A 22,689-nucleotide genomic window follows, 5' to 3' on the forward strand; every position below is an offset into this window, starting at 1 on the left:
GAATTTTGATAATTTATTTATTCTTTTAATTCTTTATTATTATTCTGCGTTATCTAAAAATTCTTTAATCTTGTCCACATATTTATCAAAAAACGATCTTCGAATTTTATTCTCTGTTGACTCCTCTTTTACAGGTTCCACTTGAAGTACTTTTTCAGGTTGTACATATACCTCTTCTTTTATTTCAACAACTGGCTCTCTATAATAACTTACTTTCTCCGGAACTATTGTTGCCTGCATTTTTACTGCGCTTTGAGTTTTATTCTCAATACTGTTCATTACTAAACCAACTGCTGTAGCATATAACGGGCTCGAAATTTCCTCATCTGAATTTCCTGCTAAATGTTCATTTGGATAACCAATTCTTGTATCCATTCCAGTTATATATTCTACTAACTGTTTGATGTGTTTTAATTGAGCTCCACCACCTGTAAGAACAATCCCTGCTATCAATTTTTTGCGAGGATCTTCATGTCCATAAGCTCTTACTTCTGTAAAAACTTGCTCAATGATTTCAACAACTCTTGCATTTATTATTTTCGAAAGGTTTTTTAACGAAATCTCTTTAGGTTCTCGACCTCTTAAACCAGGAATAGAAACAATCTCGTTGTCTTTATTTTCACCCGGCCATGCAGACCCAAATTTAACTTTCAATAATTCGGCTTGTTTTTCTATAATAGAACACCCCTCTTTTATATCATCTGTAATTACATTTCCTCCGAAAGGAATTACTGCTGTATGACGAATGATTCCATCTTTGAAAATAGCTAAATCTGTTGTTCCTCCTCCAATATCAATAAGAGCAACTCCTGCTTCTTTTTCTTCTTGACTTAATACCGCATCGGATGAAGCTAATGGTTCTAGTGTTAAACCTGACAACTCAATACCTGAACTTTGAATACATCTTCCAACATTTCTAATAGACGATGCTTGTCCTACAACCACATGAAAACTACTTTCTAGTCTTCCACCATACATTCCTATTGGTTCTTTTACATCTGATTGTCCATCAATTTTAAATTCTTGTGGCAATACGTGAATAATTTCTTCACCTGGTAACATAGCCAATTTATGAACCTGATTGATTAACAAATCAATATCACTTCCTCCGATAACTTCTTCCGGATTGCTTCGACTGATGTAATCACTATGTTGAATACTTCTGATATGTTGTCCAGCAATACCCACCACAACATCTTTTATTTTATAGCCTGAATTATTTTCAGCTTCAAGAATCGCTTGTTGAATCGATTGAATAGTTTGCGTAATGTTATTCACAACACCTCTTGCAACACCTAAACTTTTAGATTTACCAACACCTAAAATTTCAAGCTTCCCATACTCGTTCTTTTTGCCTATCATGGCAACAATTTTCGTCGTCCCAATATCTAGACCTACTGCAATATTCTCTTTTTCCATTTTCTATTATTTTGTGCAAACTACTTGTTCCGTAAATCTGAGATCTATTATTCTATATTTATCCAAAGAACTATCTAAACTCACCTTTTGAAAAAAAGCCTTATAGTTTTTAAATTTTCGTTCCATGTTTATCAAACTTCCAAAATCAATTTGATAATTATAATTTCTATTCTGCATTAATACGCTACCATTAGGCATAATTTGTATCCCAATGATGTTTTTTCGCAAAAACGCATCATCATAAATTATTTTAAATAATTTAAATAAATCTTTGTTTTTTTTCTTGTTTATCTCCCCAGATACAAGAGGAACTCGAGCCGTAAAATTAGCTGATAAAGGCATGGTATTTCCCTCACTGTCAACATAGAAAGAACCCTCATCATTAAAGACCCTGGCAATAGGTGTCTTTTGTTTTACAACTGCTTTTAGAACACCATCGATACTTACATATACATCTGCTTTCTCGATCATTTCTTGAGCATTTAATACTTGCTCCAATTTATTCAAATCTAGCCTATCTTTTCTTATAGTTGAGAGGTTCGTATTATTTTCTATCAACAATTTATTAACCGTTTCATTTTTTAAAAAAAGAGAGTTTTCACCTACAAAAACAACTTCTGCTTTTATCAATTTTCTTTTAGAATTTCTTTTTGATGTAAACGAAAAAAGAAAAATCACCAAGAAAAACATTAGCACTAATCTTATATTATTCCAATTAAAGACTTTCATATAACGCTTTTTTAATTGAAGGAACCATTTCTCCTAAATCACCTGCTCCAATTGTAACAATCACTGTAGCGTCATTAGCTACAATTTCAGAAATTAATTCTTCCTTACTTACAATTTTTTTGTGATCATTCGTCATTTTATCCATAAGCCACTGTGAATTAATCCCTTCCATTGGCAATTCACGAGCCGGATAAATTTCCATCAAAAATACTTCATCAAAAGCAGATAAACTTCTAGCAAAATTATCAGCAAAATCTCTGGTTCTACTAAATAAATGTGGCTGAAAAACAGCTAATACTTTTTGACCTGGATACAATTCACGAACTGCTTGATGAACTGCATTTATTTCGGTAGGATGATGTGCATAATCATCAATATAAACTAAATTATCTTCTTTAATTTGATATGAAAAACGTCTCCTAATACCTTTAAATGAACCTAAGGCTTTGGCAATAACATCGGTCGGGGTGCCATATGTTACTGCCATAGCCAATGCCATTAAAGCGTTCATCAAATTATGTTTCCCTGGTAATCCAAAACGCAAATTTTTAATAAGCTCGTTTGGGGTTTTAACATCGAAAACATAACTACTATTTTCTATTCTTATGTTGTGGGCACGAAAAACAGCCTCATCATTAACTGCGCAAATAACACCTTCAATCGGTAATTCGTTGGTTATAAAAAGCTTGCTTTTATCTTCAACTTTATTTGCAAATTCTACAAATGAAGCTTCAATCGCATCACTTGTACCGTAAATATCCAAATGATCCGCATCCATAGAAGTAACACAAGCAATATTTGGATGTAAATGCAAGAAAGAACGATCGAACTCATCTGCTTCTACAACGGTAACCGTTTTACCATTTCCAATTAAATTAGAATCATAATTCTCAACAATTCCACCTATAAAAGCCGTAACATCGGCTCCGCTTTCATATAAAATATGTCCCAAAATACTAGAAGTAGTAGTCTTGCCATGTGTTCCTGCTACCGCAAAACAAAAAGTATCTTTTGTAATAATTCCTAAAACTTCAGCTCTTTTTTTAACTTGATAATCTCGCTCTAAAAAGTAATTCCATTCAGAATGCTTAACTGGAACTGCAGGCGTAATAATAACCAATGTATTCTCAGAATAGTAATCACTTGGAATCAAGCTAATATTATCCTCAAAATGAATATCAATCCCACTTTCAATCAATTCATTGGTAAGTATAGAAGGCGTTTTATCATAACCTGAAACTTGTTTACCTATGGCTTTAAAATAACGAGCCAAAGCACTCATTCCGATGCCTCCGATTCCTATGAAATAGACATTTTGTATTTGATTTAAATTCATTTTATTTTATATTTTAATATCTTATCCTTCTTACATCCAATAGAATTATCAAATGATTGATTTCTTTATTTAATCAACTTGACAATCTCGTCTACAATTTGAACTGTTGCATTAGGTTTTGCCAACAATTTAATATTTTGACTCAACTGATCTTGTTTCCCTTGGTCCTTAATCAAAGACTCAAAGACCAAACTAAAATCATCATCCAGTTGCGATTCTTTCAGTAAAATTGCTCCTTTTTTATTAACAATAGCCTGAGCATTTTTAGTTTGATGATCTTCGGCAACATTAGGCGATGGAATAAAAATTACTGGTTTTCCAACTATACACAACTCCGAAACTGAAGATGCTCCAGCACGAGAAATCACAACATCGGCAGCCGCATAAACCAAATCCATTCTTTCAATAAAAGCAACTACCTGAACATTATATTTATTATATTTTTTATAATCTTCTAAATAAAATTTTCCGCATTGCCAAATAACCTGAACATTTAAAGAAAGTAATTTATCTAACTCTTTTTCGATTAATTGATTGATTCGTCTGGCGCCTAAACTTCCACCAAGAATCAATACTGTTTTTTTATTTCTATCTAATTTAAAATGCGTGATAGCTTCTTCTCTTTTAGAATCAATATCTAATAAATCCTGACGAACAGGATTTCCAGTCAAAATTATCTTATCCTGAGGAAAAAATCTTTCCAATTGTTCATAAGCCACACAAATACTATTTGCCTTTTTGCTTAATAATTTATTAGTAATGCCTGGATATGAATTTTGCTCCTGAATAACAGTTGGAATATTCATACTATTAGCTATTTTTAGCAATGGCCCACTAGCAAATCCACCAGTTCCAATAACGACATCGGGATTAAATTGTTTAATTATATTTCTAGATTTCAATAAACTATCTATCAATTTAAAAGGAAACATTGCATTTTGAATCGTCAATTTTCTTTGCAAACCAGCTATCCAAAGTCCTTTAATTTCGTATCCTGCTTGAGGTACTTTTTGCATTTCCATTTTGTCTTTGGCACCAACAAACAAAATTTCAGCATCTGGAAAACGAGATTTTAACTCGTTTGCAATTGCTATAGCTGGATAAATATGTCCACCTGTACCACCTCCACTTAAGATAAACTTATGCTTTGCCATTTTTAAAAATTTCTAAATTGCTTATTTAATGCTAAATTGTAACAAACTACATTATATCCTAATGAACCCAAATTATTTTAACACCGCATTCATTGGGTTAGTTGAATTATCCGTTATTGAATAATCGTTGGTATCAAAATTGTCATTTGCATTTTTAAAATCTGCCTTTTCTACATTACCCTCTTCAAAGTCAGCAGCTATCTCTCGGTCTATAAGTTTTTGAAGTATTTCTTCTCTTTTTTCTTTTTCTAATTTTTCCTGAGCGATCTCCTCTTCTTTTTTGGTCACACTTAAAATAATTCCGAGTCCAAAACAAGTCATCCAAATAGAACTACCTCCACTACTTATCAAAGGTAAAGTTTGCCCAGTTACAGGTAATAATTCGACAGCCACTGCCATATTAATCATAGCCTGAAAAATCATTGGAAATCCTAAACCAATTACTACCAATTTCCCAAAGAGGGTATTTGCTTTATGAGAGGCAATTACAAATCGGAATAGCAAAAGCAAGTACAAAACCAATACTCCCAACCCTCCTACTAGCCCGTATTCTTCAACAATAATAGCGTAAATAAAATCCGAAGAAGATTGTGGTAAGAAGTTTTTCTGAACACTCTTACCGGGACCTAAACCATATATCTGTCCAGATGCAATCGCAATTTTAGCTTTTTCAATTTGATAATCATCTTCATCTGGTTTATCTTGTGTAAAACTCTCTATTCGACTCCCCCATGTTCCAACTCTACTAAAAAATTTTGATTGAGGAAAAGCTTTACCAATTAAGACAAAGAAAGTTAACAATAACACTGCTAATCCTATAATTGAAAATATATATTTTATAGGATACCTACCAATAAACACAAGCATAATTACCATCGAAAAAATCAATGCTGTCGTTGAAAAGTTTCCAGGCAAAATAAAACCTAACGTTATAAAAACTGGAGCCCAAAGCTCAATAAACGAAGATTTGAACGTAATAGGCTCTTGTCTAGTTTTAGACAGATAACGAGCAACAAAAATGAATAAAATAATAGCTGCTAAAGTAGATGTTTGAAAAGACAATCCAATAAAAGGAATTTGAATCCATCTACTGGCATTGGCTCCACCAATTACGGTACCCTTGACCAAAGTAATAAATAACAAGACCCAAACTAAAGGCAATCCAGCTTTAGAAATGGCTCTAAAATAATGATACGGTATATTATGTACCCAATAAATGATCAAAAAACCAATACAAATATGAGCAAAATGTTTCACCAAATACCCTAAAGTATTCCCTGTACCATGACCTAAATAAGCCAAATTACTACTGGCACTAAAAACAGGCATAAAAGAAAACAGAGCCAATAAGGCCACAAATGACCAAATAACTTTATCTCCTTTTAACTTGTCAATTAGATCTTTCATTACAATTTTATTTCAAGATTTATTTTGTTTAAGATTTAAAATTTAGCAATATTAACTCCTAAACTTTTAAACATATTTTATAGATTTTTTACAGCTTGTTTGAATTGTCTTCCTCTATCTTCATAACTTTCAAACAAATCAAAACTCGCACACGCTGGTGACAATAAAACAGTATCTCCTTTTTCAGATAAACGTTGTGCCATTCTAACAGCTTCGCTCATACTATTCACTTCAACCATAATATCAACTACATTACCAAATGCATCAATAATTTTTTTATTATCAACACCCAAACAAATAATAGCCTTTACTTTTTCACGAACAAGTGACATTAGTTCATGGTAATCATTCCCTTTATCAACACCTCCTACAATCCAAACAGTAGGTGTGTTCATACTTTCTAGAGCATAAAAAACAGAATTCACATTGGTAGCTTTAGAGTCATTTATATACTGTACATTTTGTATTTTCAGTACTTTTTCTAAACGATGCTCAACACCTTGAAAATTAGACAAGCTTTCACGAATAGTAGCATTTCTAATTTTCAAAATATTCGCTACCGAAGTTGCTGCCATAGCATTTTTCAAATTATGTTTTCCTTCTAATGAAATGTACTCTGTGTCCATTGTAAACTCTTCTTGATTGATCTTAACTTCCATTTTGTTGTTTTTTAAATAAGCTCCCTCGCTGTACTCATCGGTTAACGAAAAAGGAATTAATCTGGCTTTTATTTTATTATTTTTTAACCACTCTAAAATGGCTTCATCACCTGCATCATAAATAAGGAAATCCTCCTCTGTTTGATTCATTGTAATTCTGAACTTCGAATCTATATAATTTTGATATTTGTAATCGTAACGATCCAAATGATCTGGGCTTATATTTGTTATAATGGCAACATGCGGTTTAAAACTCACAATTCCATCCAATTGAAAACTGCTCAACTCTATAACATAGAAGTCATAATTATTATCTGCAACCTGCCAAGCAAAACTTTTACCAACATTTCCAGCTAAACCGACATTCAAGCCTGCTGCTTTCAACACATGATACGTTAACATTGTAGTGGTCGTTTTTCCGTTACTTCCAGTTATTCCAACCGTAACTGCATTTGTAAAAGGTGCTGCGAATTCAATTTCAGAGATCACCGAAACACCTTTATTTTTTAACTGCTTTACGATAGGCGATTTATCTGGAATACCTGGGCTCTTCATTACTACGTCAGCATTCAGAATTAATTCTTCAGTATGCTTTTCTTCTTCCCAAGCGATGTCATTTATAATCAAGACCTCTTTATAACTATCTTTTATCTTTCCAAAATCGGAAACAAAAACATCATAACCTTGTTTCTTTCCAAGGATAGCAGTGCCAACACCACTTTCTCCTCCACCTAATATCACTAGCCTCATATATTATCTCAATTTCAAGGTTACAATTGACAAAATGGCTAGCATAATTGCAACTACCCAAAATCTCGTGACAATCTTACTTTCATGATATCCTTTCTTTTGATAGTGATGATGTAAAGGGGACATTAGAAAAATCCTTCGGCCTTCTCCAAAACGTTTTTTAGTATATTTAAAATAACTTACCTGCAAAACAACAGAGAAGTTTTCGACCAAAAAGATTCCACACAATAAAGGGATAAGCATTTCCTTTCGAACAGCTATAGCAAGTACAGCAATAATACCGCCGATAGTTAAACTCCCTGTATCACCCATAAAAACAGAAGCTGGATAGGAGTTATACCATAGAAAACCTATCAATGCTCCAAGAAACGAAGCTATAAAGACGGTCATTTCCCCCGAATTAGGTATATACATTATATTCAAATAATTAGAGAAAATAATATTACCTGAAACGAAAGTAAAAATCGCTAATGCAAAGACAGACACCGCAGATGTTCCTGCTGCCAAACCATCAATTCCATCAGTTAAATTAGCACCATTTGAGACTGCTGTAATAATAAAAATCACTACAGGAATAAAAATCAACCAAGCCCATTTTTGATATCCTTCCCCTGTCCACGCTAAAACTTCGGCATAATCAAATTCGTTATTTTTGAAAAAAGGAATTGTTGTAGCTGTAGATTTCTCTTCAAGTGAAGCTTGATTAATTACTGTTTCAGTAGTTGATTTAAAAATATCACTTTTTCCAGTATCCGTTCTAACTGTAACTGCTGGGCTAAAATAAAGCACAGAACCAACTATCAATCCTAAACCAACCTGACCAAAAACTTTAAAAATACCTTTAAGACCTTGTTTATCTTTCTTGAATATTTTAATGTAATCATCTATAAAACCAATAGTCCCCATCCATAAGGTCGTAACAATCAATAAAACAATGTAGATGTTATGTAATTTTGCAAATAGCATTACAGGAACCAGAGTTGCAAATATGATAATAATACCACCCATAGTAGGTGTTCCTGCTTTTTCATTTTGACCAGCCAATCCAAGTTCACGAACAGTTTCACCAACTTGTTGTCTACTTAAAAAACCAATAATACGCTTTCCATAAATAGTTGACAATAATAATGATAACAACAATGCTAAAGAAGATCTAAAAGTGATGTATTGAAAAACCCCTGTCCCAGGAACATCCATTACTTTGTCTAAATATTGAAATAAATAGTATAGCATATTATTTTATTTTAAAAGTTGATCTAAAATTTCTTTTACATTTTTCATATCATCAAAATCATGACGTACTCCTTTGATTTCCTGATAAGTTTCATGTCCTTTTCCAGCAATCAATATAATATCGTTTGGTTGTGCCAATTGACAAGCTGTTTTAATCGCTTGAAACCGATCGGTAATTGACAACACTTTTTTAAAGTTTTGAGCCTGAACTCCTTTTTCCATTTCATGGATAATTGCTTCTGGATCTTCATTTCTGGGATTATCAGAAGTTATAATTACTTTATCACTCAATTCAGTCGCTATGTTGGCCATAACTGGGCGTTTGGCAGTATCTCTGTTACCTCCGCATCCTACTACAGTAATTAATTGTTCGTTTTTAGTACGTACATCATTGATTGTATTTAAAACATTCTCAAGCGCATCTGGCGTGTGAGCATAATCTACAATCGCGGTAATATTTGTATTGGAAACAATATATTGAAATCGTCCAGAAACACTTTCTAATTCAGACATCAATCGAAGTACTTCAAAACTATCTAAACCTAACTCAACAGCTGTTCCATAAATCGCTAACAGATTATAGGCATTGAAAGTTCCAATCAACTTAACCCAAACTTCATTGTCATTTATTTTTAACAACAAACCAGATAATTGATTTTCCAGAATTAGAGCTTTATAATCAGCATACGTTTTTAAAGCGTATGTCAATTTTCGAGCTGAAGTATTTTGAAGCATTACTGAACCGTTCTTGTCATCAGAATTAGTCAAAGCAAAAGCATCTTTAGGCAAATGATCAAAAAATGATTTCTTAACATCTCTATATTCGGCAAACGTTGGATGGTAATCCAAATGATCGTGTGATAAATTGGTAAATATTCCACCTCTAAAATGCAATGCTTCAGTACGTTTTTGATGAATTCCATGAGAACTAACTTCCATGAAACAATACTCAACATCTGCTTCAATCATTTCGTTTAGAAAATAATTAATCGTAATAGAATCTGGTGTTGTATGGGTCGCTTTGTGTTCTACTTCGTCAACTAAAATCTTTACTGTAGATAATAAACCCACTTTAAAACCCGCTTTTTTAAACAATTGATACAACAATGAAGCAATAGTAGTTTTACCATTTGTTCCAGTGATACCAACTAATTTCAATTTTTGAGAAGGATCTCCATAAAAATTAGCCGCCATAAAAGCCAAAGCTGTATTTGTGTCTTTTACACAAACATAGGTAATCCCATTTATCAAATTCTCTGGAAGTGTATCACAAATAACTACTGTAGCCCCCAACTCAATTGCTTTTTCTATAAAGTCATGTCCATCTGAAATAGTACCACGAATCGCTACAAAAACATCATTTTTTTTGATTTGTCTTGAATCAAAGTGTAATTGATTTATAGCCATATCTGTAGAACCTGTTACTGATTCTATTGCTACTTTATATAATATATCCTTTAGTATACTCATAATAATTCCAATTGGATTGATGAATTCTTAACAATATTCTGACCCGCCTGAAGGGATTGCTTTTTTACTTTTCCTGTTCCAACAGCTTTCACTTTCAACCCTAAATTTTCTAATAAAGCAACTGCATCCATTCCAGCCATTCCTTTGACATTTGGAATTACATTTTGCTTCTTTTGTGCTTTTGCATAATAGCTATTATAATCATTGTCTTGTTTTGGATTAGGACGATCCAATTTCTTAATAACATTAGTAGACGGTGTATCTGTAAATATTTTTTGTGCTATTCTTTTAAAAACTGGCCCGGCAACATCGGCTCCATAATAATTATTATTTGCCGTATTGGGTTTATGAACCACTACAATACAAGAATACTTAGGATTATCAACTGGAAAATATCCAACAAATGAAGACGCATAATGTTTATCCATTCCTCCATTTTGTGCATAATTCATTTGTGCAGTACCTGTTTTACCAGCCATAGAAAAATCCTTGGAATACAATTTAGAACCTGTCCCTTTTTTTACCACATTTGCTAAAACTGCCTGAACTTTACGTAATGTTTCATCTGAACAAATCTTTGGGTTCAAAATCTCAGTATTATATTTTTTAATGGTTTTGTCCCACGCTTTTATTTCGGTAACCAACATTGGCTTTACCATAACACCATTATTTGCAACCGCATTATAAAATGTTAGTGTTTGCAATGGTGTAACCGATACTCCATAACCAAACGCCATCCACGGAAGTGAAATATTAGACCAATTTTTATCACTTGGCTGTGGTATAAAAGGAACTCCCTCTCCTCTAAAAGCCAATCCTAATTTTTTATTTAACCCAAATGAATTAATGTGGTTTACAAATTTTGTAGGATCATTTTTGTAATTATTATATACTGCTTGAACCATAACTGTATTAGAAGAAAGCTCAAATCCTCTAGCTAGCGATATTTTACCATAGCCTCCTTCATGAGAATCTCTCACTTTACGTCCTGAATAGGTGATAACACCTCCGTGACTATCATAAACAGTACTCGTATCTGCTACTTTATCTTCTAAAATTGCAATCAAATCAACCAATTTAAAAGTCGATCCTGGCTCATGAGATTCAGCATATGCATAATTGGTAGTTTCATAATATGTACCATCATTTGCTCTTCCTAAATTTGAAATTGCTTTAACCTGACCCGTTTTAGTTTCCATAACTACAACACAACCATGATCTGCTTCATATTCCTCCAACTGTTTTAATAAAGCATGGTGCGCAATATCTTGGATATAAACATCTATGGTTGAAATTACGTCATAACCATCTTGAGGATCTACTTCATTTACATCACGAATAGGTTTCCATTGTCCTTTAGCAATTTTTTGCTTTAATATTTTACCATCTTTACCGTTAAGGAATTCACGATAAGCCCACTCAATTCCTTTACCATCAGCATATCCAGTCAATTTTCTTTCGTATCCAATGGTACGTTCCGCAATTTGCCCTATTGGATGTTCACGAATTGTTTTTTGCTCGATGATAATTCCACCTTTATAAGCCCCTAGATTGAATAACGGAAACCCTTTTATTTTCATATATTGAGTATAACTCAACCCTTGCGCTACTAAATAATATCTGTTTTTGTTTACTCTAGCTTTTCGTAATTCATTTTGAATAGTACTACTAGACTTTTTCAGCATCATTCCTAATGAGTCCGACAACAATTTTATATTTTTCTCAAATGCTTCGGTTTTTGGTGCAACAGCATCAAAACGAATCACATAATTTGGAATTGAAGTTGCCAAAAGACTACCATCAGCCGAATAGATATTTCCTTTATTAGCCGGTATAACAAAATTCCTAACCGTTCTTTCTTTGGCTAACTCTCTATAGTGATCTCCATCGACCCATTGAATATTAGTCAATTTAATAGCAATAGCTATTGCCATCAAAAAGATGAAAAAGGCAACCAGATAGGTTCTATAGGATATATATTTATCTTCTACTGCCATAATTTTTCTAAGAAATTTTTCTCTTCGTTTTCTTCAACTTCAATTTTCACTGGAGGAACCGTTGATGGAAAAATTTGTCTTTCTTCCATTTTAGCCGAAACTGTAGATTCCATTTTAAGTTTCATCAACTCCGAACGTCTATCTACAAATTCAGAACGTAATTCTTTTACTCTATTTGTTAATTCAACAATCTTAAACACTTTTTGTTCGTAACGCTGCGTATTTGCAATCATTATTATAGCAAGTAAAATCACAAAAACAATAAAACGCCAGTTTTTAACCGCATTATCGTCAATTAGAAATTGTGCTTTCAATATGTTATAAATTCCACCCTTCATTATCTATTACTTTTTCTCTGCAATTCTCAGTTTAGCGCTTCTGGCTCTATTATTTATTTTAATCTCCTCATTATCTGGAACTATTAATTTCCCAATTGTATTAAAAGGAACTGAAAAATTACCATAAAAGTCACGCTCTGGTTCTCCTTCAAACATTCCGTTTTTTATAAATCTTTTTACCAATCTATCTTCTAATGAATGATATGAAATCACACTTAATCTTCCTCCTGGTTTTAAAATTTCTAAAGACTGTTCTAAAAATTCTTTTAAAACATCCATTTCTTGATTGACCTCAATTCGAATGGCTTGATAAATTTGAGCTAAAACTTTATTACGTATTCTTTCAGGTAAAAATTTAGCTAAAACTTCTTTCAATTCATCAGTAGTTTTTATTGGTCTATGCTCTCTTGCTTCCACAATTGTTCTTGCTAATGCTGGAGCAATTTTCAATTCACCATAATCTAAAAACACTCTTTTTAAATCCGCATCATCATATTCATTAACTACACGATAGGCATTCAAATCATTTTTTTGACTCATTCTCATATCCAGTTCGGCATCAAAACGAGTTGAAAAACCTCTTTCAGGCACATCAAACTGATGAGATGAAACTCCAAAATCTCCCAAAATACCATCAACTTCTTTCACACCATGAAAGCGCAAAAATCTTTTTATAAATCTGAAATTCTCATTAATCAGCGTAAATCTTTCGTCAGGTAAAGCATTTGCCAAAGCATCTTCATCCTGATCAAAAGCAAACAATTTTCCATTAGGGCCTAGTCTTATCAATATTTCTTTTGAATGACCTCCTCCTCCAAAAGTAACATCCACATAAACCCCATCAGGCTTTATATTCAAACCATCCACGGTAGGATGAAGCAGTACTGGATTATGATATTCCATTGTCGTCGTCATTTAAATTTCCCATTACTTCTTCGGCTAAATCTGCAAAATCAACATCTGCACCGTCTATTGATTTCTCATACAAATCCTTATCCCAAATCTCTACAATATTAACTGCAGAAGAAAAAACTACATCTTTAAAAATACTGGCAAAAACCACTAAATCTTTAGGAACCAATAATCTACCTAAAGCATCTATTTCAACCACCTTTACACCTGCGGTAAAACGACGAATAAAATCATTGTTCTTTTTGACGAAACGATTAAGTTTGTTGATTTTTTTCATCATCAAATCCCATTCTTCCATCGGATACAATTCCAAACAGGGCTGAAATACAGAACGCTTCAAAACAAAACCGTTTTGAAGCGAGGAAGCCAATTGCTTTTTTAAGGGAGCAGGTAATAAAACCCGTCCTTTTGCATCGACTTTACACTCATATGTTCCTATAATTGTGTCCAAGTAAATTGTATTAATTGTATTAAGCAAAAATATATAAAATTTTACCACAATTTACCACATTATACCACTTTGTTAATAAGTTTAACCACTTTTACCCCAAAACGCTTAGTTTATAGACTATCAGAACTTTAGCTACAGGAACAATTATTTGTAAGAAAGCTTGCAAATTGATAAAAAGTTATAATTTTTGATTACTAAAACATACTCTTAAAAGGGTAAAAAAAATATTATTTAATCGTTAAAAAAGCAATAAAAAGAAACTAAAAAACAACACTTTCCTCACAAAAGAATAAAAGGTTAAAAAATGGCCCCTAAAATTCTTTTTAATTTTTTTAACCCTATATTTGTGAAAAATTGAAACTGTTATTTAAAACATGGAAAAATATTACAAAAAAGAAGGCAAATACGGATATTACGAAGCAGGCGAAGGAATTCCGATTGTCATCTTACATGGTTTAATGGGAGGACTTAGTAATTTTGATGCTGTAGCCAGTTATTTTTCTAATAAAGGATACAAAATTATTATCCCAGATTTACCTATTTACACTCAAAACATATTAAAAACAAACGTAAAAAGTTTTGCAGTCTATGTAAAAAACTTCATTACGTATAAAAAATTAGACAGAGTTATTCTTTTAGGAAATTCACTTGGTGGACATATAGCGTTATATCATACAAAAATGTTTCCCGAAAAAGTATCAGGATTAGTAATCACAGGCAGTTCTGGATTGTACGAAAGTGCCATGGGAGACAGTTATCCAAAAAGAGGCGACTACGAATATATTAAGAAAAAAGCCGAAGATGTATTTTATGATCCTAAAATTGCAACTCCAGAACTTATTGACGAAGTATACGCCACAGTAAATGATCGTATAAAATTGATCAAAACACTGACTATTGCAAAAAGTGCAATTCGTCATAATATGGCCAAGGATTTACCAAAAATGCATGTGCAAACTTGTATCATTTGGGGGAAAAATGACAAAGTTACACCTCCGGATGTAGCCGAAGAATTCCATAAATTATTACCCAATTCGACTTTATACTGGATTGACAAATGTGGTCACGCTGCCATGATGGAACAGCCAGAAGAATTTAATACTCATTTGGAAGACTGGCTTACGCATACCCATCTAGCAGAACACTAATCGATCGGAGAATTTTATACTCAAAATTATGAAAATTAATACTGCCGAATTCGTTATAAGCAACTCCGATGTGAGCAAATGTCCTCAGGATTTTTTGCCCGAATATGCTTTTATTGGTAGATCCAATGTTGGAAAGTCATCATTAATTAATATGTTGACTAATCACAAAAAATTAGCAAAAACATCAGGAAGACCAGGAAAGACTCAGCTTATCAATCACTTTTTAATCAACAACAATTGGTTTCTTGTCGATTTGCCAGGTTATGGTTATGCCAAAGTTTCTAAAAAAACAAAATCTGTATTTCAAGAATTCATTACTGATTACTTTGAAACAAGAGAACAGCTGGTTTGTGCTTTTGTTTTAATTGATGTCCGTCATGAAGCACAAACAATTGACATTGAATTTATGTCATATATGGGCGAAAGTGAAATTCCATTTTGCATTATTTTTACCAAAGCTGATAAAATTAGCAGAGTAAAAATCGATTCTCATATTGCAGCTTACAAAAAACAAATGTTTGCTAATAACTGGGCTGAAATGCCACAGTACTTTGTAACATCAGCAACAGAATCCACTGGAAAAGAAGAATTACTATCTTATATAGACGAAGTAAACCAAGAAGTCTTCAAAAACAATTCAGAGTTTTAAGACCCTTTCTTTAAGAATAAAAAATATCCCAAAACCGAATTTTCAGTTTTGGGATATTTTATTTAGATTAAAAACTTATTTCTTTAAATCAAGTTTTTCAGCAAAATAATCACAGAAGTCAAGCATTGTATCCGACATCTTTTCATCATTCGTAGCTCTTTTAAAAGTTTCAGCCATTGAAACTAATGTTTGGTGAAAGAAAATTTTCATTTCATCAACTGGCATTTCTTTAGTCCACAAGTCAATTCTCATGCTTTCTTTGGTTTTATGATCCCAAACATTAAGCATAATAGCTTTTGATTCTGAAAGTGCTATTCCGCCTTCTTCTGCCGTCCAAAAAAGTTTTTCTGGAACTCTATTTTCGTCTAATTCGACTAAGAATTTAATTTCTGAGGTATTATTTTTTGACATTATTTCTTGGGTTTGTATTTTGATTGTTCAAAAATTTCTTTGGCATTCGTTTTCAATAACTGGTCTACCGTAACATTATTATTCTCCATATACGATCGGACAATTTGCCAACCTATCCATGCTCCCACTCTTCCGGGAGAATCATTATCTATTTCTAAATAAAATTTAGAAAACGGTGAAGGATCGATAAATCTAGAAGTCAGTTTTTGTTCATCACTAAAAAGCATTTCTTTTTCAATAAAATAACGCCAAATATAACTCTCGTTTTCCTTACACCAAACTAACTGCTCAGGCGTGTATCCCATTTTTTCAGCATCTGTATATTCTGGAAGTAAAATATCTTTTAAATAAAGTTCTTTGCCAAAATAAATCATCTGAGACAGCAAATTCTTTTCAGTCGGAGGAGCAATTTTCCCTAAGGAAAAACTAGTTACTACGTCTGGCATCATTTGCCTTTCTTCAAAATTTTGTTTCAGATATTTAGGAAATTGATAAAACTTATGTTCTTTTCCTAAATACAATTCCAACGAAATAATTATCAAAGAATCAGCATAAATTGCTTTATTCGAATAATCCATATCCGAAATTAGCGTAATTACTTTAGGTGTTTTGGTCTTTGGAAAATAATATTTCATGTGTTTTACCAAAACTTCTACCTCATTTTTTATACCATTTGCTGTGGGATATTTTTTTTGAACTTCAGTATATACTTCTCTCCAAATGGGAGCATTCATTTTATTCAACCAAACAGTATCACTAATCTTCGATGAAAAGAAATAAGGATACTGTTTTTTTAATTTAGGCAAATCCTTTGGAGATGTTTCAAAAAAAGCTTTATCAAAACGTTCTACCTTAATATTTACTGGTATTTCTTCTATAGTTTTTTCAACTTTACTTTTTTGATCACAGGACCAAAACAGAAAACAAAAAACAATAGGTAAGAGAAATAATTTCATATATATTATTTATTTATCAGTTTTTAAATAGATTTCAAATACAATTCGCAAATCTTTATTCATTTTTTCAACCAATATAAAACATGCTATATCAATTGTATTATTTTATTTAAATTTGTTTCCAAAGGAATTCTTAAACCATTTTACTTATTTTTTTGCAAATATACATTCCTGCTTTTTAAAACTTAAACTATTATGACTAAAAAAAGAACGCTTCAAATCGAAAAAGTAAATACTCATATTGTCGAATGGCTAAAAAGTTATGCTGAACTTTCAAAAGTTAATGGATTTGTAATAGGAATATCCGGCGGTGTAGATTCAGCAGTAACCTCAACACTCTGTGCGCAAACAGGTTTAAAAGTTTTATGCGTCGAAATGCCAATTCATCAGGCTCCAAGTCATGTTTCAAGAGCAAAAGAGCATATTGAGCAATTAAAAAACAGATTTCCAAATGTAACAAATTCCGTTGCCGACCTAACCTCGGTTTTTGAAACCTTCAAAAAAGAAGTCCCAACAACTAATAATGAAACGGCAGTAAATTTATCGCTTGCTAATACCCGTGCGCGTTTACGTATGACTACTTTGTACTATTTTGCAGGCATCCATGGTTTATTAGTAGCTGGGACAGGAAATAAAGTAGAAGATTTCGGAGTTGGTTTCTATACTAAATATGGAGATGGCGGAGTTGATTTGAGCCCAATAGCTGATTTAATGAAATCCGAAGTATACCAATTAGGAGCTTATTTAAAAATTCCTGATTCTATATTAACAGCTTCTCCTACAGATGGATTATTTGGTGATGATCGAACAGATGAAGATCAATTAGGTGCAAGTTATGATGAATTAGAGTGGGCAATGGAGGTAACTGAATCAAAAACAGACACTAATACTTTCACAGAACGTCAAAAAATTGTTTACGAAATTTATAAAAAACTTAACAAAAACAACCAGCATAAAATGAATTCAATACCTGTTTGCATAATAAACTGTTAAAAAAAAATAATTTGTCCGAAAAATTATACTTATAACAAAATATTTTTATAATTTTATATCTTCAAAAACAATCCTAAAACTAAATACCATGATTAAAGTTTGTTTAGCAGATAACTATCCTGTAGTACATTTTGGAATAAAATCGTACTTCAAAGACCATTCAGAAATTTCAATCGTTGCAAACGTTGGGAATTTCGCAATGGTAAAAGACATCCTTCTTACCAAAGAAATAGATGTGCTTGTATTGGACTTAGAACTTGAAGGCTTATCAAGTATTTTCGAAATCAAATCGGTTTTGAAAAATTTTCCAAAAACAAAAATTATTTTTTACAGCGGGCTTTCAGAACAAATTTATGCTCCAAATGCTATTAAAGCAGGAGTTTCTGGATTTGTTCACAAAACCGAAAAACTGGAAACTTTGGGTCAATCGATCATCAAAGTGAACCAAGGTAAAATCATCATGAATGAAGCTGTCATGAAAAACATTGCTCTGATTGCAAAACAAAGCAAAAGTGAACGTTTGTACAGAAAACTTTCAAATCGTGAAGTTGAAGTATTGCGTTATTTAAGCGATGGTAAGAAAAACCACGAAATTGCTGAGATTTTATCGCTTAACGAAAAAACAATCAGTACTTACAAATTAAGATTGTTGACAAAATTAAACGTTACAAATCTTGTAGATTTAGTAAATAAAGCTAAAACTTTAGAGATCGTTTAACTATAGCGTGACATTACTCTTCCTAATTTTTTTGAAAAAGAATTAATTAGCTTGTAGTAATCCATTGCTAAAGACATAGACTCTGTATTATCTGAACCTGGTTCATTTGATACAGAGTTTTTTAATTCATCTATAATTTTATCTACCAAATACCACCTCATCGTTAGAATAGTTTCTGACACATATTGACTTATAGTTTCATTTTTGGTTTTTGGAATAATATTTTGCCCTATCCAATTATGCAAGACCAACCTTTCATCTTCCATTAAAATATCAGTAACTTCCTGAGCAAAATCAGAATTTAAGTGCATTAAATATTTTTCAATTTCTACATTCTCATTTTGAAGAAAATATTGAATCATGTCATTAAAAATATCGCGAAATAAAGGGTTTGCTAGTTCCACTTCATCTTCCTGTAAACTCAAATAAATTCTTTGGTAGACTTTATACTCTTTCTTTTCGGTTACATTTTCAATTTCACCTGAATCATTAGTTCTTAAAAAAACATCTTCAAATTCTTCAGTTTTATTTCCGTACAATAATAGTATCTCAATTATTTTTCGCTCCAAACGATACAAAACATCTACTTTTGCAGCTTGAACTGGAGTTTCATTTTTTACAATTTCAAAAGCCGTTTGCTCCTGTTTTACTTTTTTTCCAACTTCAGCAACATCTTTTTTAACCAATTGAGCCAATGTACTGGTCAAAACTTGTTCTGAAATATCCATTATTCTAGAACATTCCTGAATGTAAATTTCCCTTTGAATTCTGTCTGGTATCTTAGAAATACTGGCAACCATATCACGAATCAAATCTGCTTTTTTAATTGGATCATTTTTTGCATCATTCATCAAAAGAGACGCTTTGAACTGAATAAAATCCTTAGCATTCTCATCTAAATAGGCTATTAAATCTTCATAAGAAGTCTTTCTGGCAAAACTATCAGGATCTTCTCCGTCAGGAAAACTACATACTTTTACATTCATACCTTCTTCGAGAATTAAATCAATTCCTCGAATAGAAGCACGAAGTCCAGCTGCATCACCATCAAATAAAACCGTAATATTTCTGGTCAGTCTATTAATTAATCGAATTTGATCGGGAGTTAGGGCTGTTCCTGAAGATGCAACCACATTTTCAACACCTGCTTGATTAAATTGAATTACATCTGTATATCCTTCAACCAAAAAACAATTATTTAATTTTGCTATAGATTGTTTAGCTTGATAAATACCATAAAGCACTTTACTTTTATGGTAAATATCACTCTCTGGTGAGTTTAGATATTTAGCTGCTTTTTTATCATTGGTTAAAATTCGTCCTCCAAAACCAAGCACCCTTCCCGACATACTTTGAATAGGGAACATCACCCTGCTTTTGAATCTGTCAAAAGGACGATCTTCTCTTGCAATAGTTAATCCGGTACTTTCTAGAAATTCTAATTTATATCCTTTCCCTAAAGCTTCTTTGGTAAGCGCATCCCATGTTTCAGGTGAATATCCAAGAGAAAATTTCTTTATAGTTTCGTTCGTAAAACCTCTTTCCTTAAAATAGGAAAGACCTATAGCTTTACCTTCTTCAGAATGTAAAAGGGTGTTATGAAAATAATCTTTGGCAAATTCAGAAACCAAATACATACTTTCGCGAACATCTGTATTTGCCTTTTCGGCATCTGTTAGTTCCGTTTCTTCAATTTCGACATTATATTTTTTAGCTAAATACCGAATAGCTTCTGGATAGGTAAATTGTGAATGCTCCATTAAGAACTTAACAGAATTCCCTCCTTTTCCAGTACTAAAATCTTTCCAAATTCCTTTTGCCGGCGAAACCATAAAGGATGGAGAACGCTCATCTGAGAACGGACTTAATCCTTTAAAATTACTTCCTGCTCTTTTTAATTGTACAAAATCGCCAATAACCTCCTCTACTCGAGCAGTTTCAAAAACGGTATCTATTGTTGCTTGTGAAATCATTTTTTTAATTCTAAGTTGCTGAGCAACTAAGTTTCTAAGTAGCTAAGTCTGGATTGCTAATATTAATGTGTTACAACGTAATATTAAAAAAGTAATATTAGTAATATTAGTAATATTGCAAAAATACATAAATCAAACTGTATAAAAACAAAAAAAGCACTTCAAAAATGAAGCACTTTTCACATTAAACAAGTTAACTAATTACTAATTAAAATCGAAACGAAGTCCTAATGAAATATTATTTTGATCAACAGTGTTATTCTCAAATAAAGGTTGCAAATCGTATTTTAAATAAATACTTGTTTCTTTATATCCAACATAGGTACTTAACCCATAATTAAAGTCATTTACATTATAATTACCTTTCGTTTTTTGATCCACATCATTCCCGCTAGCATCATCAAAACCAAGGATTTGTTTTGATTTTACCCTAAACCCTGCATATCCACCTAAACCAACTCGCATACTTTTATGAGTTCTAAAATAAGTAGCATCATCACGTATTTCTTTCTTAGTAAAATCAAATTCTAAGTGCAGAGGCACCATAATATATACATTTCTAAATCTGGATTCATCTAAATGGACTGTACTAGTGACTAAATCAGTTTGCCCGCCATTTTTAACGAAGTAACGATCGTCTGTAGATCTTAGATTATTATACATCAACGACATTCCGTACTTAAAATGTAACAAATTATCATCTTTCAAAATCCTAGTATTATAAGTCAATCCCCATTCGTAAAAGTGAGATCTCCAATATTTAAAATCCGAATTAGCAACTTGTTTGTCAGTCACCAAATTATTTACCCCGAGTGCAAACACAAACTGTGAAGTAGTTCTTTTTTCACCATCTGAACACTTCTTATGAGAAAAATAATCTTTGCTGAAATGGATAGTTATCGTTTTGGAAGTATCTACGTTTTTGATTTTTCCATCTACTTTTTCCTGAACCAATACTTGTAGTTCCTCTTCCATCTTCGCTACTTTTTCTTCTATTGTTTTCGCACGAGCTTCTGCCAAAACTTTCTTTTTTTCATCAGCTTCTTCATTCGTGAGTTTACCCAGAGCTAATTGCTCATTTACGGCTTCAACTTCAACTTTCAATTCTTTTTTTTCCTCTTTTACGACATCTTCTATTTTAGATGCAATATCTTTTGCTCTTTCTTCAAATGTTTCCTGAGCTCTTATTTGGTTCACAAAAAGGCATACTAATACTACTAAGTAAATTTTAAAATTCCTCATGATTGTTTTTTTTTAAAAATGTGATTGATGATTTATTCTGAATTTCTATTGCTCAAAGCTAATTTTACTGTTTTAAAATTTTGTTTAACAGTTTTAATTGCTTTCTCTCTAAAAGTAAGATCTAATTCCCCATCGACTTGACTTAGCAATTCATTTGAATTGACTTTCACATTGGATTTAGCTATCGTAGAACTCTTTTTTTGAGAGGCATTATCAACCGATGCTAATAGTTCGTCAACATTAACATACTTTGATTTTTGCAATACTATAGGCTGTTCAGCTTTTTGATTGATGATTGGTGTTTGTTCTTCTATAATAACTTCTTTTTCTACAATTTGATTTTTATTATTGTATAAAACTTTATTCGAATCGGTCACCGATTTAATTTCTGTAGATGCCAATTGTTTTTTGACAACTTTTCTTTGTTCGATATTTTTCGATAAATTTATCTTGACAGGTTCTGCTTTGGGTTCAGGAATAACTTTAGATTCATTAACTGTAATCGTATCATTTTCAATAACTGTTTGGTCTATCTTCTGATTAAAATACAAAGTACCTAATAGCAAAAAGCCTAAAACACTTGCAGCAACATACATCCATCTAAAATTACGTTTTGGTTTTTCGACAACAGTCAACATAGCATCCAATCTATCCCAAGAAGCTTTTGAAGGAACAATCTCCCTTGCATTAATCTTTTCCTTAAATTGATTTTCTATAGCACTCCTTTTCATTGTCTGGCATTTT

At 32.2% G+C, this 22,689-nt stretch carries 21 protein-coding genes; 4 read left to right on the top strand and 17 right to left on the bottom strand.

All coding sequences use genetic code 11. The annotated features are described in order from the left end of the window. Positions 1–39 precede the first annotated feature (39 nt). The 12 genes from ftsA to CLU82_RS05485 form a co-directional block, all read right to left on the bottom strand. Positions 40–1,419, bottom strand: coding sequence for a cell division protein FtsA (ftsA, locus tag CLU82_RS05430; protein ID WP_100842129.1), 1,380 nt, complete (start codon positions 1,417–1,419; stop codon positions 40–42). Positions 1,420–1,425: 6 nt separating this feature from the next. Beyond that, positions 1,426–2,148 carry a cell division protein FtsQ/DivIB gene (locus CLU82_RS05435; protein WP_100842130.1) on the bottom strand — a complete coding sequence of 241 codons (723 nt, stop codon included), beginning with the start codon at positions 2,146–2,148 and terminating at the stop codon, positions 1,426–1,428. Next, on the bottom strand, positions 2,135–3,484 hold the full coding sequence (murC, locus tag CLU82_RS05440; RefSeq protein ID WP_100842131.1) for a UDP-N-acetylmuramate--L-alanine ligase: 1,350 nt from the start codon (positions 3,482–3,484) through the stop codon (positions 2,135–2,137). The genes CLU82_RS05435 and murC overlap by 14 nt, the downstream gene beginning before the upstream one ends. A 65-nt stretch (positions 3,485–3,549) precedes the next feature. Continuing rightward, a complete protein-coding gene (murG, locus tag CLU82_RS05445; protein WP_100842132.1) occupies positions 3,550–4,638 on the bottom strand; it encodes an undecaprenyldiphospho-muramoylpentapeptide beta-N-acetylglucosaminyltransferase in 1,089 nt (362 codons plus the stop codon). A 72-nt stretch (positions 4,639–4,710) separates the two neighbouring features. After that, positions 4,711–6,045 carry an FtsW/RodA/SpoVE family cell cycle protein gene (locus CLU82_RS05450; protein WP_100842133.1) on the bottom strand — a complete coding sequence of 445 codons (1,335 nt, stop codon included), beginning with the start codon at positions 6,043–6,045 and terminating at the stop codon, positions 4,711–4,713. A gap of 77 nt (positions 6,046–6,122) precedes the next feature. Further along, the gene (murD, locus tag CLU82_RS05455) at positions 6,123–7,454 is read right to left on the bottom strand and encodes a UDP-N-acetylmuramoyl-L-alanine--D-glutamate ligase (RefSeq protein WP_100842134.1); all 1,332 of its coding nucleotides are present in this window, start codon (positions 7,452–7,454) and stop codon (positions 6,123–6,125) included. A 3-nt stretch (positions 7,455–7,457) separates the two neighbouring features. Beyond that, a complete protein-coding gene (gene mraY, locus CLU82_RS05460; RefSeq protein WP_100842135.1) occupies positions 7,458–8,687 on the bottom strand; it encodes a phospho-N-acetylmuramoyl-pentapeptide-transferase in 1,230 nt (409 codons plus the stop codon). A gap of 6 nt (positions 8,688–8,693) precedes the next feature. Continuing rightward, on the bottom strand, positions 8,694–10,157 hold the full coding sequence (locus tag CLU82_RS05465; RefSeq protein WP_100842136.1) for a UDP-N-acetylmuramoyl-L-alanyl-D-glutamate--2,6-diaminopimelate ligase: 1,464 nt from the start codon (positions 10,155–10,157) through the stop codon (positions 8,694–8,696). Beyond that, positions 10,154–12,154, bottom strand: coding sequence for a penicillin-binding protein (locus CLU82_RS05470; protein ID WP_100842137.1), 2,001 nt, complete (start codon positions 12,152–12,154; stop codon positions 10,154–10,156). Before CLU82_RS05470 ends, CLU82_RS05465 begins: the two co-directional genes overlap by 4 nt. After that, positions 12,145–12,492 carry an FtsL-like putative cell division protein gene (locus tag CLU82_RS05475; RefSeq protein ID WP_100842138.1) on the bottom strand — a complete coding sequence of 116 codons (348 nt, stop codon included), beginning with the start codon at positions 12,490–12,492 and terminating at the stop codon, positions 12,145–12,147. Before CLU82_RS05475 ends, CLU82_RS05470 begins: the two co-directional genes overlap by 10 nt. A gap of 6 nt (positions 12,493–12,498) precedes the next feature. Further along, complete coding sequence (gene rsmH / locus CLU82_RS05480; protein WP_198520193.1) at positions 12,499–13,407, bottom strand: 16S rRNA (cytosine(1402)-N(4))-methyltransferase RsmH; 909 nt, start codon at positions 13,405–13,407, stop codon at positions 12,499–12,501. Beyond that, positions 13,382–13,855, bottom strand: a complete 474-nt coding sequence (locus tag CLU82_RS05485; protein WP_100842140.1) for a division/cell wall cluster transcriptional repressor MraZ — start codon at positions 13,853–13,855, stop codon at positions 13,382–13,384. The genes rsmH and CLU82_RS05485 overlap by 26 nt, the downstream gene beginning before the upstream one ends. 374 nt (positions 13,856–14,229) lie before the next feature. Between CLU82_RS05485 and CLU82_RS05490 the strand changes: the two genes are divergently transcribed. Beyond that, positions 14,230–15,003 (top strand): alpha/beta fold hydrolase, encoded by a 774-nt coding sequence (locus CLU82_RS05490; RefSeq protein ID WP_100842141.1) that lies wholly within the window; start codon positions 14,230–14,232, stop codon positions 15,001–15,003. A gap of 28 nt (positions 15,004–15,031) precedes the next feature. Then, entirely contained in the window at positions 15,032–15,652 is a 621-nt protein-coding gene (gene yihA, locus CLU82_RS05495) for a ribosome biogenesis GTP-binding protein YihA/YsxC (RefSeq protein WP_100842142.1), read from the top strand. Between the two features lie 75 nt (positions 15,653–15,727). Here yihA and gldC read toward each other — a convergent pair whose 3' ends face one another. Then, positions 15,728–16,063: a gliding motility protein GldC gene (gldC, locus tag CLU82_RS05500; RefSeq protein WP_100842143.1), complete on the bottom strand. Its 336-nt coding sequence runs from the start codon at positions 16,061–16,063 to the stop codon at positions 15,728–15,730. Next, positions 16,063–17,019 (bottom strand): gliding motility lipoprotein GldB, encoded by a 957-nt coding sequence (gene gldB / locus CLU82_RS05505; protein WP_100842144.1) that lies wholly within the window; start codon positions 17,017–17,019, stop codon positions 16,063–16,065. Before gldB ends, gldC begins: the two co-directional genes overlap by 1 nt. A 195-nt stretch (positions 17,020–17,214) precedes the next feature. Between gldB and nadE the strand changes: the two genes are divergently transcribed. Then, a complete protein-coding gene (nadE, locus tag CLU82_RS05510) occupies positions 17,215–18,012 on the top strand; it encodes an NAD(+) synthase (RefSeq protein ID WP_100842145.1) in 798 nt (265 codons plus the stop codon). Positions 18,013–18,100: 88 nt separating this feature from the next. Further along, positions 18,101–18,730, top strand: coding sequence for a response regulator transcription factor (locus CLU82_RS05515; RefSeq protein ID WP_100842146.1), 630 nt, complete (start codon positions 18,101–18,103; stop codon positions 18,728–18,730). Here CLU82_RS05515 and dnaG read toward each other — a convergent pair. The 3 genes from dnaG to CLU82_RS05530 form a co-directional block, all read right to left on the bottom strand. Next, positions 18,727–20,703 (bottom strand): DNA primase, encoded by a 1,977-nt coding sequence (dnaG, locus tag CLU82_RS05520; RefSeq protein ID WP_100842147.1) that lies wholly within the window; start codon positions 20,701–20,703, stop codon positions 18,727–18,729. The genes CLU82_RS05515 and dnaG overlap by 4 nt on opposite strands. Before the next feature lie 204 nt (positions 20,704–20,907). After that, on the bottom strand, positions 20,908–21,945 hold the full coding sequence (locus tag CLU82_RS05525) for a hypothetical protein (protein WP_100842148.1): 1,038 nt from the start codon (positions 21,943–21,945) through the stop codon (positions 20,908–20,910). 32 nt (positions 21,946–21,977) lie between these two features. After that, a complete protein-coding gene (locus CLU82_RS05530; protein WP_100842149.1) occupies positions 21,978–22,676 on the bottom strand; it encodes a hypothetical protein in 699 nt (232 codons plus the stop codon). Positions 22,677–22,689 lie beyond the last annotated feature (13 nt).

Source organism: Flavobacterium sp. 5, from assembly GCF_002813295.1.
GTDB lineage: Bacteria > Bacteroidota > Bacteroidia > Flavobacteriales > Flavobacteriaceae > Flavobacterium.